14 protein-coding genes are annotated in these 14,938 nt (G+C 65.4%); 10 read left to right on the top strand and 4 right to left on the bottom strand.

All coding sequences use genetic code 11. The annotated features are described in order from the left end of the window. The first annotated feature begins 27 nt into the window (after positions 1-27). Genes GRI42_RS09685 through GRI42_RS09655 form a run of 7 tightly spaced genes read left to right on the top strand, consistent with a single transcriptional unit; the run spans position 28 to position 7,447 of the window. On the top strand, positions 28-1,116 hold the full coding sequence (locus GRI42_RS09685; RefSeq protein WP_160608299.1) for a CaiB/BaiF CoA transferase family protein: 1,089 nt from the start codon (positions 28-30) through the stop codon (positions 1,114-1,116). A gap of 27 nt (positions 1,117-1,143) precedes the next feature. Next, positions 1,144-2,565, top strand: coding sequence for an aldehyde dehydrogenase family protein (locus GRI42_RS09680; protein WP_160608298.1), 1,422 nt, complete (start codon positions 1,144-1,146; stop codon positions 2,563-2,565). Next, positions 2,565-3,026: a MaoC family dehydratase gene (locus GRI42_RS09675; protein WP_160608297.1), complete on the top strand. Its 462-nt coding sequence runs from the start codon at positions 2,565-2,567 to the stop codon at positions 3,024-3,026. Before GRI42_RS09680 ends, GRI42_RS09675 begins: the two co-directional genes overlap by 1 nt. Positions 3,027-3,070: 44 nt before the next feature. Next, positions 3,071-3,724, top strand: a complete 654-nt coding sequence (locus GRI42_RS09670; protein ID WP_160608296.1) for an exopolysaccharide biosynthesis protein — start codon at positions 3,071-3,073, stop codon at positions 3,722-3,724. A 50-nt stretch (positions 3,725-3,774) separates the two neighbouring features. Continuing rightward, the gene (locus GRI42_RS09665; RefSeq protein WP_160608295.1) at positions 3,775-5,697 is read left to right on the top strand and encodes a DUF3604 domain-containing protein; all 1,923 of its coding nucleotides are present in this window, start codon (positions 3,775-3,777) and stop codon (positions 5,695-5,697) included. Continuing rightward, complete coding sequence (locus GRI42_RS09660) at positions 5,694-6,479, top strand: peptidyl-prolyl cis-trans isomerase (RefSeq protein ID WP_160608294.1); 786 nt, start codon at positions 5,694-5,696, stop codon at positions 6,477-6,479. The genes GRI42_RS09665 and GRI42_RS09660 overlap by 4 nt, the downstream gene beginning before the upstream one ends. Continuing rightward, positions 6,476-7,447, top strand: a complete 972-nt coding sequence (locus GRI42_RS09655) for a HupE/UreJ family protein (RefSeq protein WP_160608293.1) — start codon at positions 6,476-6,478, stop codon at positions 7,445-7,447. Before GRI42_RS09660 ends, GRI42_RS09655 begins: the two co-directional genes overlap by 4 nt. Here GRI42_RS09655 and GRI42_RS09650 read toward each other — a convergent pair. Genes GRI42_RS09650 through GRI42_RS09635 form a run of 4 tightly spaced genes read right to left on the bottom strand, consistent with a single transcriptional unit; the run spans position 7,417 to position 11,711 of the window. Further along, complete coding sequence (locus GRI42_RS09650; protein WP_160608292.1) at positions 7,417-8,844, bottom strand: efflux transporter outer membrane subunit; 1,428 nt, start codon at positions 8,842-8,844, stop codon at positions 7,417-7,419. The genes GRI42_RS09655 and GRI42_RS09650 overlap by 31 nt on opposite strands. Continuing rightward, positions 8,841-9,833 carry an efflux RND transporter periplasmic adaptor subunit gene (locus GRI42_RS09645; protein ID WP_160608291.1) on the bottom strand — a complete coding sequence of 331 codons (993 nt, stop codon included), beginning with the start codon at positions 9,831-9,833 and terminating at the stop codon, positions 8,841-8,843. The genes GRI42_RS09650 and GRI42_RS09645 overlap by 4 nt, the downstream gene beginning before the upstream one ends. 1 nt (position 9,834) lies before the next feature. Beyond that, entirely contained in the window at positions 9,835-10,578 is a 744-nt protein-coding gene (locus tag GRI42_RS09640; protein WP_160608290.1) for an ABC transporter ATP-binding protein, read from the bottom strand. Next, positions 10,578-11,711, bottom strand: coding sequence for an ABC transporter permease (locus GRI42_RS09635; RefSeq protein ID WP_160608289.1), 1,134 nt, complete (start codon positions 11,709-11,711; stop codon positions 10,578-10,580). The genes GRI42_RS09640 and GRI42_RS09635 overlap by 1 nt, the downstream gene beginning before the upstream one ends. 74 nt (positions 11,712-11,785) lie before the next feature. Between GRI42_RS09635 and GRI42_RS09630 the strand changes: the two genes are divergently transcribed. The 3 genes from GRI42_RS09630 (at position 11,786) to GRI42_RS09620 (ending at position 14,931) form a co-directional block, all read left to right on the top strand. Beyond that, the gene (locus GRI42_RS09630; protein WP_160608288.1) at positions 11,786-12,427 is read left to right on the top strand and encodes a TetR/AcrR family transcriptional regulator; all 642 of its coding nucleotides are present in this window, start codon (positions 11,786-11,788) and stop codon (positions 12,425-12,427) included. Between the two features lie 80 nt (positions 12,428-12,507). Beyond that, positions 12,508-14,472: an ATP-dependent zinc metalloprotease FtsH gene (ftsH, locus tag GRI42_RS09625; RefSeq protein ID WP_160608287.1), complete on the top strand. Its 1,965-nt coding sequence runs from the start codon at positions 12,508-12,510 to the stop codon at positions 14,470-14,472. 105 nt (positions 14,473-14,577) lie between these two features. Beyond that, on the top strand, positions 14,578-14,931 hold the full coding sequence (locus tag GRI42_RS09620) for a hypothetical protein (protein ID WP_160608286.1): 354 nt from the start codon (positions 14,578-14,580) through the stop codon (positions 14,929-14,931). Positions 14,932-14,938 lie beyond the last annotated feature (7 nt).

Below are 14,938 nucleotides of genomic sequence, written 5' to 3'. Positions count from 1 at the left end.
TTCCCAGCCGGAAACGAGGAGAGAATCATGGGCGAACACGCCGCCAACGGACCGCTTACCGGCCTCAGGGTCGTCGAATTCCAGGGCATCGGACCCGGACCCCACGTGGCGATGATGCTTGCCGACCTGGGCGCGGAAGTCGTGCGGATCGAACGGCCCGGCCACCAGCCCATGAACCCTGTCGTCGAACGTGCCCGCCACCGCGCGGCGGTCGATCTCAAGAGCGAGGAAGGGCAGAAATTCGTCCGTGCGGCACTGGCCCATGCCGACGTGCTGATCGAAGGCTTCCGCCCCGGCGTGATGGAGCGGCTGGGGCTGGGTCCCGATGTCCTGCTCGAGACCAACCCGCGGCTCGTCTATGCCCGCATGACCGGCTGGGGACAGGACGGGCCTCTGGCGCAGGCCGCCGGGCACGACCTCAACTATATCGCGATCACCGGCGCGCTCGATTCCATCGGCGCGAAGGGCGAATTGCCGATCCCGCCGCAGAACCTCGTCGGCGATTTCGGCGGCGGTTCGATGTACTGTGCCATGGGCATCCTCGCCGCGCTCTACGAGCGCGAGCGCAGCGGCAAGGGGCAGGTCGTCGACGCCGCAATCGTCGACGGCGTGACCAGCCTGATGAGCTTCTTCTTCGGCCAGCCGCACAGCGCCCTGCGCACGACGGAACGCGGCGCGGGCCTGCTTGGCGGGGCGGCGCATTTCTATCGCTGCTACGAATGTGCCGACGGCAAGGAAGTCAGCGTCGGGGCGATCGAACCGCAGTTCTATGCCGAGCTGCTCCAGCGTGCCGATGCACCCGAGGAATTGCGCGAAGGCCAGATGAACCCAGCCAATTGGGACGACTACACCGATCGCCTCGCGGCCATGTTCAAGACCAAGACGCAGGCCGAATGGATCGTCCTGCTCGAAGGCACCGATGCCTGCTTCGCTCCTGTCGTTCCGCTGGACGAGGCGAAGGACCATCCGCACATGAAGGCGCGCGGTGCTTTCGTCGAACATGGCGGGCGCTGGCACACCGCGCCCGCCCCGCGTTTCGACCGCACGCCGGGCACGATCCGCGACAGTGCGCAGGACGGCGAAGAGGTGGTGGCGCGCTGGAGCGAAGGGGGCTAGTGGAGCGCGCATAAGGAGAGATTTCCCATGCGCGATTGCACCAAGTTCTACATCGACGGCCAGTGGGTCGACCCGGTCACCGCCAACACCCAGCCGGTCGAAAATCCCGCCACCGAAGAGACCATCGGTCACATCAGCTTCGGCAGCGCTGCCGACGTCGACAAGGCGGTCAAGGCCGCGCGCCGTGCGTTCGAGACATTCAGCCTGACGAGCAAGGAGGAACGCCTCACGCTGCTGCGGGCGATCCAGGCCGAGATCGCCAATCGCAAGGATGATCTCGCGCTCGCCGTGAGCGAGGAAATGGGCGCACCGATGAGCCTTGCGAACGGTCCGCACACTGGCCTGCTCGCCGGGCACTGCCAGACCGCCATCGAGGTGCTCGAAAAGTTCGAGTTCGAACGGCAGGACGGCCCGACGCTGCATGTGTGGGAGCCGATCGGCGTTGTCGGCATGATCACTCCGTGGAACTGGCCGCTGAACCAGATCGCCTGCAAGGTCTTCCCGGCACTGGCGACCGGCTGCACCATGGTGCTCAAGCCTAGCGAGATTGCGCCGTTCGACGCCTATATCTTTGCCGAAATCCTCGATGCGGCAGGCGTGCCGGCGGGTGTCTTCAACCTCGTCAACGGCGACGGACCGGGCGTGGGCGAGGCGATCTCTGGCCATCCCGACATCGACATGGTCAGCTTCACCGGCTCGACCCGCGCAGGCGTCCTGATCGCCAAGAATGCGGCCGACACGGTCAAGCGCGTGGCACAGGAACTGGGCGGCAAAAGCCCGAACATCATCCTCGACGACAGCGCCTTCACCAAGTCGGTCATGCGCGGCACCACCGCGATGATGGGCAATTCGGGCCAGACCTGCACTGCGCCGAGCCGCATGCTCGTACCGCACAGGCGGATGGAAGAGGCCAAGGTCGCCGCGAAGGAAGCTGCCGAGGGCGTGATCCCCGGTGATCCCAAGGGCAATGCCACCATCGGCCCGGTCGTTTCCAAGGCCCAGTGGGACAAGATCCAGGGCCTCATCGAAAAGGGTATCGAGGAAGGTGCGACGCTGGTCGCCGGCGGTCCGGGCAAGCCCGAGGGGCTGGAAACCGGCCATTACGTCAAGCCGACCGTCTTTGCCGATGTCACCAACGACATGACCATCGCGCGCGAGGAAATCTTCGGGCCGGTGCTCTGCATCCTCGGCTACGAGGATTACGACGATGCGATCCGCATTTCGAACGACACCGAATATGGTCTCGCCAGCCACATCATGGGCGAGGATATCGAAACCGCGAAAAGCCTGGCCAAGCGCATTCGCGCAGGCCGCGTAGCTATCAACGGCGGCTACGACATGAACGCGGCGTTCGGCGGCTACAAGAAGTCCGGCAACGGCCGCGAATGGGGCGAGTGGGGCTTCCACGACTTCCTCGAGGTCAAGGCCGTCATGGGGTTCGATGCGTAATGGCGGGCCGCTATTTCGATGAATGGCGGGTCGGCGACAAGCTGACCCACGAGATCCGGCGCACGGTGACCGAAGCGGACAACCTCTTCTTCACCGTGATGACCCACAATCCGCAGCCGCTCCACCTCGACGTGGAAGCAGCGAAGGCAAGCGAGTTCGGGCAGATCCTCGTCAACGGGACCTACACTTTCTCGCTGATGGTGGGCCTCTCGGTGGGCGATACGACGCTGGGCACGCTGGTCGCGAACCTCGGCTACGACAAGCTGGTCATGCCCAAGCCGGTCTTCATCGGGGACACGCTCCATGCGACGAGCGAGGTCGTGGGCCTGCGCGAAAGCAAGTCGCGGCCCGACACCGGCATCGTGACCTTCCTCCACGAGGCGGTGAACCAGCGGGGCGAGGTGGTGTGCCGGTGCGAGCGTTCGGCGCTGCTGAAGAAGGCACCTGCCGGGGCCGCGTAGCCTTTTTGGCAGTTCGTGCGTTCTGACCGCTTGAGGAGAGGCGCATGAGCGATCACCAACCCGAAGGCGTCGAGGACGTACTGGGCGAACTCGACGACCTTGCCGCCAAGGGCGAGAAGGTGCGTATCGGCGATGTGCTCGACGATTTCGGCGGGCGCAGTTTCGGGCCGTTCATCATGCTGCCCGCACTGCTGGAAATCACGCCGGTCGGCGGGATTCCCGGCGTGCCGACGTTCCTTGCCGTGGTGATCGGGCTGGTGGCGGTGCAGCTGCTGCTCGGCAAGGACCACATCTGGATGCCGCAATGGCTGCAGGACCGCGCGGTCGAAAGCCGCAAGCTGCACAAGGGTATCGGCAAGCTGCGCGGAATTGCCCATTGGCTCGACGAACACAGCCACGGCAGGCTCGAGGCGCTGACCAAGGGCATCTGGGTGCGGATTGCGGCTGCGGTGGTGATCCTGCTCTGCCTGACCGTACCCCCGCTAGAATTCCTGCCCTTTGCCAGCAGCGGGCCGATGCTGGCGATTACCGCCATCGGGCTCGCGCTGACCGTCCGCGACGGTGCCATCATGCTACTGTCCATGCTGCTCGCCGTCGCTGCACTGGGCGGCGGTACCTACTATTATTCCACCTCGGAAGAGGGTGGTGACGGGGGCATGGCGCGCCTCGAATGGGTTTCAAACAGCATACCTGCTTGACCTGATCCCCTGCGCTCCGGCACATTCGCTGGCGGAGAGGGGAAATTGGGATGATCAAACGCTTCGGGTTGCTTGCTGCACCCGTCCTGCTCGCATCCTGCGGCATGCCCGGTACGGGCGGCGCAGACGAGGCGAAGAGCGGGGACGGGACGGACACTATCGAACTCGCCGAGTTCCCCGACCGTCCCTATTGGGGCGATACTCATTTGCATACCGACGTGTCGGTCGATGCCTTCGGTTTCGGCGTCCGGTTGGGCGCGGAAGACGCGCTGAAGTTCGCGCGCGGAGAGGAGGTGATCGCCACGACCGGGACGGCGGCACGGCTCGACCGGCCGCTCGATTTCCTCGTCATTGCCGACCACTCGGACGCGATGGGCGCAACCCGCCGTCTCTACGACGCACCGCGTATGATGGTGCGCGACCCCACGCTGCGACGCTGGCGCGACATGATGCACGAGAGCCCGGATCAATCGACGCGGGCCGTTGCAGAACTCATCACGGCGGCCGCGAATGACGAGATTCCCGAGGCGCTGCGCGATCCGGAACGGCAGGCAAAGGCGACCCGCGACCTGTGGGACCGGCACCTTGCGCTGCTCGACCGGTACAACGACCCGGGCACGTTCACAGCCTTTGCCGGCTTCGAATGGTCGCTCATGCCGGGCGGCAACAATCTGCACCGCGTGGTCATGTTCCGCGACGGGAGCGCCAAGACTGGCGAGGTCGTGCCCTATCCCGGCCTAGATGGCGACGTGAGCGGCCTGTGGGACTACATGGAGGCTTACGAGGAGAAGACCTCGGGCAAGGTCCTCGCCATCCCGCACAATTCGAACCTGTCGAACGGCATGATGTTCGAACTGATTGGCCCTGACGGCGGCCCGATGAGCGCGGACTATGCACGGCGCCGGGCGGCCCGCGAACCGGTCGTCGAGGTGACGCAGATCAAGGGTGACAGCGAATCCCATTCCTTCCTCTCGCCGAACGACGAATTCGCCGGCTTTGGCGATGCCGGTTGGGACCTTGGCAATCTGCCGCTGACCGCCAAGACAACGCCGGACATGTTCGCGGGAAGCTACGTGCGTTCGGCCCTCTTGCGCGGGCTGACGCTGGAGCAACGGATGGGCGCCAATCCCTATGCCTTCGGCCTGATCGGTTCGACCGACAGCCACACGGCGCTTGCGACTGCCGACGAGGACAATTTCTTCGGCAAGCACACGGGCAACGAGCCGAAAAGCGATCGAGCCATGCTGCCGCAGAACCTAGGCACGAGGCAGGGGCGTTTCGGCTGGCACTACCTCGCCAGCGGCTATGCGGCTGCCTGGGCGCGCGGGAACACGCGGGCGGAAATCTTCGATGCCTTCATGCGGCGCGAAGTCTATGCGACCACGGGTTCGCGCATGGTCGTGCGGCTCTTTGCAGGCTTCGATTTCAGCGACAGCGACTGGGAAGGCGACTGGGTCCGCGCTGGATACACACGCGGGGTTCCGATGGGCGGCGACCTCGTCGATGCGGGCAAGGCGCCCGTGTTCCTCGTGAGCGCGCTCAAGGATCCGGACGGCGCTAATCTCGACCGGGTCCAGATCGTGAAGGGCTGGCTCGATGCCGACGGCACCCAGCGCGAGAAGGTCTACAATATCGCATGGAGCGGCCGTGAAGGTGCCAGTGCCGATGCCCTGCCGCCGGTCGGCGATACGGTTGATCGCGCACAGGCCAGCTATGCAAACTCCATCGGTGCGGCAGAATTGCGGGCTACCTGGACCGATCCCGATTACCGTGCGGGTCAGCGGGCCTTCTATTACGTCCGCGTGCTCGAGATCCCGACGCCGAACTGGGTGCTTTTCGATGCCAAGCGCTTCGGCCTGAAGCTGCCTTCGGAGGTGGTGGAGGCCAGCATCACGCAGGAACGCGCCTATTCCTCGCCCGTCTGGCTTCGGCCTCGAAAGACACCCGGCGATGCACCGCCGATCATGAAATGATCCGCAAGGCCTTGCGCGACCCGCTCGCGCATTTCCTGATCGCCGGAGCGGTCATCTGGGGGCTGCTCGCGCTCAGGGGTGAGCCGGTCGATCCTGCCGATCGCACGATCGTCCTCTCGCGCGAGGAGCAGGCGGCGCTGGCCCTCGGGTTCGAACGGACCATGGGCAGGCCGCCGACCGATGCTGAGCTTGCGGCCCAGGTCGATCGCTGGGTGCGTGAGGAAATTCTCTACCGCGAGGCGCTGCGCCTCGGCCTGGACCAGGGCGACCCGGCAGTCCGTCGGCGCCTGGCCGCCAAGATGGACGAGTTGGCGGGCGCCGAGGTCGAAACATCCAGCCCTTCGGAAGAGGTACTGCGCCAGTGGCATTCCGCCAATCCGGACCGGTTCGCCGGCGGCGGTGAGGTCACGTTCGAACAGCTCTACTTCGACAGCCAGACTGCTGCGCTCGATGCGTCGGGCGACCGGGAACCAAGCGGAATGGCGATCAGCCTTCCCGGCCGGATGGACGGCGTGACCATCGACGAGGTGTCGCGCGTGTTCGGTGCGCAATTCGTCGGCGAGATTTCCCAATTGCCGGTGTCGGACGAGTGGCAAGGACCGTTGCCTTCGGGCTTCGGCTGGCATCTCGTGCGCCTGTCGAAGCGTAGCGGTGTCGCGGTCCAGCCCTTCGAGAGCGTGCGCGACAAGGTCGAGGCCGATTGGCGGAACGGGACGCTGGCAGACCGGCGAGCCGAGGCTTACCGGCTGTTGCGCGACGCCTATAAGGTGGAAATTGAATGATCCGCCTGCTGGCGATCCTGCTGGCCGTGTTCCTATCGTCGCCGGCGCTGGCCGACGAGCTTCGTCCCATATCCATCCAGTTCGAACAGGTGGACGACACGCGCTGGTCGATCGGCTGGCGTGAGCCCTTGTCCAGCCCCAACGCGCCCAGTCTGGCGCGGCCTCAATTGCCTGAGGGTTGCAGGTTCGATGGCGAACCGGCGCTCGACAAGGCAGCCCTTGCCGTGACCGGGCGCGCGGCCGTTCGCTGCGAAGGGCCGGTGACAGACAAGGCGATGGGCTGGCCCGCGCTGGTCGGCCAATCGGACGCTGTCCTGCGGGTCGCACCGCTCGACCGTCCGGTGCAGGTGCACCGGCTGACTGCAGCCGAGCCGCTGGCGCAAATCTCGGCCGTCCCGTCCAGTTCGCAGGTGTGGCGCAGCTACTTCGCCATCGGCGTCGAACACATACTGGCCGGCTGGGATCATTTGCTCTTCGTGATTGCGCTGGTCCTGCTGGTCGGCCGCGGCTGGGCAGTTGTGAAGGCTGCGACGGCGTTTACCGTGGCGCATTCACTCACGCTGGCAGCGACCACGCTCGGTTTCGCAGGGCTGCCCCAGCGACCGGTCGAAGCCCTGATCGCGCTGTCGATCGTATTCCTCGCCGTTGAGATCGCACGCGGCACGCGCGAAACGCTGACTCGCCGCCTGCCCTGGGTTGTCGCGTTCCTGTTTGGCCTGCTCCACGGCTTCGGCTTTGCCGGCGCGCTGCGGGAAATAGGCTTACCCGAAGGCGAGGTGCCGGCTGCGCTGGTGAGCTTCAACCTCGGCGTCGAGGCCGGGCAGTTGCTCGTAATCGCGGTCGTGATGGGCCTGCTGTGGGCTGTTCGGCAAATGCGTCCGGGCGTCGAGGCACCGGCCTTGCGGCTCGCCTCCTACGCCATCGGTATCACCGGGGCTTACTGGCTGGTCGACCGCGTCATCGGCTGAGTGTCGCCGCCAAGCGCCTGCCAAAGGATCACCCGCGCCCGTGCCGCACGGCCGGCTGCAGCGGCTGCCCGCTCGCCGCTCGCATCGGCGGCGCGGCGCGCTTCGAGCACGGTCAGGAAGTCAGCGAGACCCGCGCGCTGGCGAGTTTCGGCAAGCGCTGCCGCGCGCGACAGGCTGGCTGCCTCCTGCGCTGCGGCCGAGGCCTCGAGATCCGCAGCAGCGACGAGCCCGTAGGCCGCCTCCGCATCGCCCAGCGCGGTATAGACCGCACCGCGATACGCCTCGAAAGACGCCCGCTTTTCCGCAGCGGCGCCGTCGATCTCGCCCTCGATGCGACCGAAGTCGAGCAGCGGTCCCGCAATGCCGGCAGCCAGCGAGCCGACGATGGAATCCTCGTCGAACAGGTCGCCCGGGCTGAAGGCTAGCAGGCCGATCACGCCCGACAGGTCGAAAGTCGGGAAACGGCGCCGTGCGGTTGCCGCCAGTTCGGCATCTTCCGCCGCCAGATAGGCTGCCGCGGCGAGGACGTCGGGACGGTTGGCGAGTAGTGCGCTGGGCAGGCTTACCGGTGCATTCGCCAGGCCGACGTCCGGCGCATTCGCGGTGAGTGCCGCGCGTACTTGCGCGCCGCCCTGGGCGGTCAGCGTGACCAGTCGCCCGATGATCCGCGCACGCTCGCTCTCGACCGCCGCCAAGCGGCTGCGCGAGGCGTTTGCGGCACTCTCGGCGCGAACCCGGTCGAAACCGGGCGCAAGGCCCGCGCGCTCGCGCACCCCTGCCAGCCTTGCCAGCTCGGTCGCTGCGGCGAGGTCTTCCTCGATCGCTGCCTTGCGGGCGTCGAGCGTGCGCCAGTCGATCACGCTCGCCGCGATCTCGGCCAAGAGCGCATTGCGCACGCCGCGGGCCGAGGCGTCGGCCGCGTCGATACGGGCCAGCGCCGCGCGTTCCTGCGCTCGCAGGCGACCGAAAAGGTCGAGGTCCCACCGCGCCGTGACATTCGCGGCATAGGCGATCTGTTCGGTGTCGAAGGAGATGGAGGCAGGCAAATTGCCGCCGAACTGCGCTGGATTGCTGCGCCTGCCTTCGACGCTCGCATTGGCACCGACACTGGGCAGGCGTTCGGCACCTGCACGGTCCGCGCCTGCGCGTGCCTGGTCGATGCGGGCAAGCGCTTCACCCAGCGTCGGAGACCCGGCGAGCGCTTGTGCGGCCAGCGTGTCGAATGCGGGATCGTTGGCAGGCAGCAGCGAAGCGAGTGCGGTGTCCGTCGCCGTATCGGGTGCGAAGAGATATTGCGCGGGCAGGACCGGCTCGGGCGTTGCCACTTCGGGCGGCGGACCGCCTGCGCAGGCACCCAGCGCAAGGGTGGAGGCCGCGATCAGGAACGCGCGTTTCATCGTGCCTTCACCGCCGGGATGTAGGCATCGACCTGCTGTCCGACGCGGAACAGGCGTTCGTCCTCGCTCGTTGCATCGGGCAAGGCATAAAGCACCTGCAATACGCGCACATCGACACGCTCTGCGGCAGAATTGGTTAGCGAGCGCTTGGGAACCACCAGCGGTTCGGCGCGCACGAAGCGGGCCTGCACCTGCCGATCGGACGCGCCGCGTGGGCTGACAGTGGCCGGAGCGCCCAGATTCAAGCGTGCGGCCTGTTCTTCGTCGATGTCGATCCGCACGAACAGCGGCTGGGTCTGGCCCATCTCGATGAAGGGCTGGGAACCACCGCCACCCATGGTCGAGACATATTCGCCCTTGCGGATGTTCACCGCCAGGATTTCGCCCGCAATCGGAGCACGGATGCTCAGCCGGCCGATTTCGGTGCGGGCGCTGGCGGCGCGGGCCTGCGCAGCTTCGAGCCGGGCACGGGCAAGCGAGAGCCGTTCGCCCGCAGCGCTTGCTTCGCCTTCTGCGCGGATGACTTCCGAACGGCTGACCGCTGCAGGATCGTCGACGCCGCGATAAAGGTCGAGCTGGCGCAAGGCTGTGCTGCGCGCGGTCTGCGCCTCTGCGATTGCCGCCCGTGCCTCGCCGATCGCGGCTTCCGCTTCGCGCAGTCCGGCGCGCGCGGCACGGTCGTCGACGGTAAACAGCAGCTGGCCCTGGCTCACCCGGTCACCCGGCTGGACATAAAGGCCGGTAACGAGGCCCGACAGTGCCGAGCCGATCTGGATAAGCTCGCTCGAAGGTTCGACCACGCCTGACCCGGCGACACGCGGAGCATCTGCCAGCTGCTCGGGTGCACGGGGCGGATCGCGTTCCGGCTCGCTCAACGTGCGGTCGGGAAGCCCGGAAATGATGAAGATTGCCGCCAGCAACAGCGCGGCAAGCGCGATGACCGGGAGGATCTGCCTCGAAAAGCTGAGATTGCGGATATTGAAAGCCATGTCAGTGGTCCTCGGGCATTTCGCTGCCGTCATGGATAATCTTGCCGTCCTCGAGCATGAGGATGCGGTCGGCGAGGTCGAAAACGCGGTTGTCGTGGGTAACGATGATGCAGGCGCGGTCTTCGGCCACGGCCACCTCGCGCAACAGGTCCATCACGCGCCGGCCGGATGCCGCATCGAGCGCTGCGGTCGGCTCGTCGCAGACCACGAGGCGCGGTTCGTGGACCAGCGCGCGGGCGATAGCGACGCGCTGCTGCTGGCCGCCCGACAGCTGGCTGGGCAACTTGTCGGCTTGGTCGCGGATGTTGAGCTTGGCCATCATCTCCACCGCCCGCTCGCGCGCTTCGTGCCGGTCAATGCCCTGCGCGATGAGGGGGACGGCGGCATTGCTGGCAGCGTCGATCGACGGGATCAGATTGTACTGCTGGAAGATGAAGCCGATATTGTTGAGGCGGAATTCTACCAGCGCCGTGTCGTCGAGGTCGTAGATGTCGGTGCCGAACACCTTCACTTCGCCAAGGGTCGGCCAGAGAATGCCGCACATGATCGAAATGAGCGTTGTCTTGCCCGAGCCGCTCTCGCCGACGAGGAACGTCATTTCGCCCGCACGAATGTCGAGGTCGATGCCGTGCAAGACGGTGATGGTCTGCTGGCCGGCAGTGAAATCGCGCGTGACACCGCGCGTGCAGATCGCCGAACCCGGCTTGCAGCCACCGATGGCGCTGGTGTCGAGTTTGCGTCCCATCAGCGGAACACCGCCGCAGGTTCGGTCTTGAGCACGTTGCGCAGCGCCAGCCAGCCGGTCAGCGCGAGTATGAGCGCGACTGCCGCAAGGCTGATGAGCGGGATCTGCCAGGGGATGTAAAAACCCTTGAAGGTCGGGTTGGCCGAAAAGCTCCAGATGAAGGCAATCGTGCCGAGGACCCCGAGGCCGTAGCCGGTGATCCCGACCAGTCCCGCCTGGGCTATGACCATCCGCCGGATCTTCCGGTTCGTGACGCCGATCGCCTTGAGCGCGCCGAACTGCTTGATGTTGTCGCGGATGAACAGGCTGAAGGTGAGGCCGACGATCGCCACCCCGACGATGAAGCCGAGCGCCACCGTGATCCCGAAGTTCAGCGGAATGCCGGTGTTCTCGATGATGAATTGCACCCCGTCGCGCGCGAATTCGTCACGCGTCTGGGCCTTGAGGCCGGTCTCGCGCTCGATCCGTTCGGACAGGGCCTTGGCCTGCGCGGGGTCTTCCGCGCCGACGAGCACGAAGGACAGGCGATTGCGCGTCCCCGGCACGAAATTCAGCGCCCTGCTGTACTTTGTGTAGAGCACCACCGTGCTGGTGAAGCTGGGGATCGCATCGGCAATCCCGCGCACCACCGCGCGCTGGTCGTTGAGTTCGAGCCTTTCGCCGATCGGCGACTGGTCGGGAAACATGCGCGTTGTGCCAACGTCGTCGATGATCACGCTGTCGGGCTGCGAAAGCACGTCGGGCGAACCTTCGACCATCGCCTTGGGAAGGCCGATCAGCGTCGCATCGTCGACGCCGATGACCGCCACGCCTTCAAGGTCGCCATCCTTCGTGCGCACGCTTGCCTGTGCCCTGAGGTGCGGCACGGCCCATTCGACGCCGGGCACGCCGCGCACCTTGTCGAGCGCGGTCGAAGGCATCGCATAGGCAACGTCTGTTGTGCGGCTGACGGGGTCCATGACCCACACATCGGCGCTCGACACATTGTAGACGCCGCTCGCCCCGCGCTCGATCAGATTGACGAATATCGTCAGCTGCTGGGTGATGAGCAGGGTGGAGAACGCAATCCCGAAGACCAGCCCGTAGAACTTCTGCGCGTCCCCGGTCAGCATGCGGATGGCAATCCAGATCACGGCGCTTTCTTGCCTTTCTGCTGCGACTCGTCCATTAGTGAACGCAGGCGTTCAACTGAACGGGACCGTTCACTTTGTCAACTGCGAAAGCGAAGAAGGCTGGCCGGCCAGTCAGCACTGCCAAGCGCGAGGCGATTCTTGCGGCCGCGACCCGCGCCTTTTTCGAGCATGGCTATGCCGCGACCGCGATCGAGCACGTGGCTGCAGAGGCCGATGTGTCCAAGGTCACCATCTACAACCAGTTCGGCGACAAACGCGGCCTGTTCACTGCAGCGGTAGAGGCCGAATGTGAACGTATGCGGTCAGCCTTTGCGGTGCAGCCCTCGCCGTCGGGCACGCTGCGCCAGCGCCTGACCGCCATCGGCGAGGCGATGATGGCCTTCCTTTCGCGGCCGGAGATGGTCCAGTTCGAGCGGCGCATCGCCGCCGAAACCGAGCACGAACCGGCCATCGGCGCGGCATTCCTTGCTGCCGGCCCGCACCGGATGAAGGCGGCCTTTTCCGGCCTGCTCGGCGTGATGAAAGAGGCGGGCGAGGTGGAGATCGATGATATCGACCTCGCGGTCGAACAGTTCGCCTCCATGTGCAAGGGCATGGGCGACCTCGAACGGCGGTTCGGTTTTCCGGCCGATCCGGTGCGCGACCGCCAGCGAATCGACGGCGCGGTCGAGGTCTTCTGCAGGGCCTACGCAGTCGAAGAGTGTAATCGAAATTAGGCGCTGCCCGGCAGATGGTCTAAACTTGCCATTCACCAGCGCCATCCTACATTCCGGGATACGTTGAAAGGAATGCCGCAATGCGCGATCAGAATCAGGACCAGCAGCCCGATCCGGAGGGCAACGGCCCCAATCCGTGGATCAAGAGCCTCTTCGTCTGGGGCGGCGTGTTCCTCGGCCTGTTGCTGGTCGTCTCGATGTTCGGCAATTCGAGCGGCGGCAGCGGTACGCCCCTGCTCTATTCCGACTTCAAGGAGCGGGTGGCTGCGGGCGACGTGAAGTCGGTCGAGATTTCCGAAGAACAGATCGTCGGCGTGACCAAGGAAGGCGAGGCTTTCAGCACCATTCCGGTCGCCAGCGATACCTCGCTGCCCAAGCTGCTCGATGAAAACGGGGTCCAGTATTCGGGCCGCGATTCCGGCAGCCAGAACATCCTCCTTTACGCGCTGATCCAGATGCTGCCGTTCGTCCTGATCCTCGGCATCGCCATCTTCGCCCTGCGCCAGGTCCAGAAGGGCGGCGGAGCAGGCGGCGCTATGGGCTTCGGCAAGTCGAAGGCCAAGATGCTCACCGAAAAGCAGGGCCGTGTCACGTTCGACGACGTGGCCGGCATCGACGAGGCGCGCGAGGAGCTGGAAGAGATCGTCGAATTCCTCAAGGACCCCAGCCGCTTCTCCAAGCTTGGTGGACAGATCCCCAAGGGCGCGCTGCTGGTCGGCTCGCCCGGTACTGGCAAAACCTTGCTGGCCCGCGCGATCGCAGGCGAGGCGGGCGTGCCCTTCTTCACCATTTCGGGTTCTGACTTCGTCGAAATGTTCGTCGGCGTTGGCGCAAGCCGCGTGCGCGACATGTTCGAACAGGCCAAGAAGAACGCGCCCTGCATCGTCTTCATCGACGAAATCGACGCCGTCGGCCGCAGCCGCGGCCACGGCCTCGGCAATTCGAATGACGAACGCGAGCAGACGCTGAACCAGTTGCTGGTCGAGATGGACGGTTTCGAAGCCAACGAGGGCATCATCATCATCGCGGCGACCAACCGTCCCGATGTGCTCGACCCTGCGCTGCTGCGTCCGGGCCGTTTCGATCGCCAGGTCGTGGTCCCCGTCCCCGACATCGACGGACGCGAGAAGATCCTTGCCGTGCACATGCGCAAGCTTCCGCTCGCACCCGACGTAAACCCGCGCACCATCGCGCGCGGTACTCCTGGCTTCTCGGGCGCCGATCTTGCGAACCTGTGCAACGAGGCCGCCCTGCTGGCCGCACGCCGCAACAAGCGTCTCGTCGCGATGCAGGAATTCGAGGATGCCAAGGACAAGGTCATGATGGGCGCGGAACGCCGCTCCATGGTCATGACCGAAGACGAGAAGAAGATGACCGCCTATCACGAAGCTGGCCACGCGCTCGTCTCGATCAACGAACCGGCATCCGATCCCATCCACAAGGCGACCATCATTCCGCGCGGCCGTGCGCTGGGCATGGTCATGCGTCTGCCGGAACGCGACAATTACTCGTACCACCGCGACAAGATGCACGCGAACCTCGCTGTCGCCATGGGCGGCCGCGTGGCCGAGGAAATCATTTTCGGCCATGACAAGGTGTCGAGCGGCGCGAGCGGAGACATCCAGTATGCCACCGACCTTGCACGCAACATGGTCACCAAGTGGGGCATGAGCGACAAGCTCGGCCCCTTGCAGTACGAAGCGAGCCAGGAAGGCTATCTCGGCATGGGTTCGACCCAGCGGACGATGGCCGGCGCGGAGACTAACAAGCTGATCGACGCAGAGATCAAGTCGCTGGTCGAAGGCGGGCTGAAGCGCGCGCAGGAAGTGCTTACCACCCAGGAGGACAAGCTCCACCTGCTGGCGCAGGCCCTGCTCGAATACGAGACGCTAACGGGCGAGGAAATCGACCAGCTGATGAAGGACGGCAAGATCGACCGTCCCGACCAGCCGAGCGGTCCGGTCAAGGTTGCGCCGGTTGCCGGCAGTGCCATCCCCAAGGCCGGCAAGAAGTTCGGCGGCGGCACGGCACCTCAGGGTGCCTGACAGGACCCGTTAACATTCAGACCGATAGCGCCCTTCCGTCACCTGACGGGAGGGCGTTGTTCTATGCGTGGCAGCTCTATTCTTCTTTGCCTTGGGTCGCTGGCAATGGCGGCACCGCTTGCTGCCGGGGCATCGGCCAGCGTTAATGCGGAAGACTTCTATTCAACTGCTGTCGAGCTAGAGAAGAAAGGCTTCCGGGCCTTGTTCGACAAGCGGGCCAAATCGATGGAAGCGCAAATGAAGGATGCCGGTGCCAGCGCTCGCCAGGCCAATGCAGCGGCCTCGAAAACCGGTAATCCGCTCTATTGCGTGTCCGATGCCGAGCGGAAGAAGGGGCTCAGCGTCTCGCAGGTCCTCGCCATGCTGGGGGCGCTGGGACAGGAAACGCGTAGCAAACTGACGCTCGAACGGGCGTGGCTGCTGGCGCTCAAGCGCAAGTATCCCTGTACCGCTACCTAACTTCCAG

Origin of the sequence: Qipengyuania gaetbuli (assembly GCF_009827315.1) — a bacterium.
Classification (GTDB): domain Bacteria; phylum Pseudomonadota; class Alphaproteobacteria; order Sphingomonadales; family Sphingomonadaceae; genus Qipengyuania; species Qipengyuania gaetbuli.
Note: the sequence above shows the minus strand (reverse complement) of the source record. Positions and strands in the feature narration are given on the sequence as shown.

Bases quoted from the DNA above. Each gene is read 5' to 3' on its own strand.
- GRI42_RS09670 (WP_160608296.1), top strand. From the start codon at position 3,071: ATGAGCGATCACCAACCCGAAGGCGTCGAGGACGTACTGGGCGAACTC.
- ftsH (WP_160608287.1), top strand. From the start codon at position 12,508: ATGCGCGATCAGAATCAGGACCAGCAGCCCGATCCGGAGGGCAACGGC.
- GRI42_RS09645 (WP_160608291.1), bottom strand. From the start codon at position 9,833: ATGGCTTTCAATATCCGCAATCTCAGCTTTTCGAGGCAGATCCTCCCG.
- GRI42_RS09685 (WP_160608299.1), top strand. From the start codon at position 28: ATGGGCGAACACGCCGCCAACGGACCGCTTACCGGCCTCAGGGTCGTC.
- GRI42_RS09660 (WP_160608294.1), top strand. From the start codon at position 5,694: ATGATCCGCAAGGCCTTGCGCGACCCGCTCGCGCATTTCCTGATCGCC.
- GRI42_RS09675 (WP_160608297.1), top strand. From the start codon at position 2,565: ATGGCGGGCCGCTATTTCGATGAATGGCGGGTCGGCGACAAGCTGACC.
- GRI42_RS09655 (WP_160608293.1), top strand. From the start codon at position 6,476: ATGATCCGCCTGCTGGCGATCCTGCTGGCCGTGTTCCTATCGTCGCCG.
- GRI42_RS09620 (WP_160608286.1), top strand. From the start codon at position 14,578: ATGGCGGCACCGCTTGCTGCCGGGGCATCGGCCAGCGTTAATGCGGAA.
- GRI42_RS09640 (WP_160608290.1), bottom strand. From the start codon at position 10,578: ATGGGACGCAAACTCGACACCAGCGCCATCGGTGGCTGCAAGCCGGGT.
- GRI42_RS09680 (WP_160608298.1), top strand. From the start codon at position 1,144: ATGCGCGATTGCACCAAGTTCTACATCGACGGCCAGTGGGTCGACCCG.
- GRI42_RS09665 (WP_160608295.1), top strand. From the start codon at position 3,775: ATGATCAAACGCTTCGGGTTGCTTGCTGCACCCGTCCTGCTCGCATCC.
- GRI42_RS09650 (WP_160608292.1), bottom strand. From the start codon at position 8,844: ATGAAACGCGCGTTCCTGATCGCGGCCTCCACCCTTGCGCTGGGTGCC.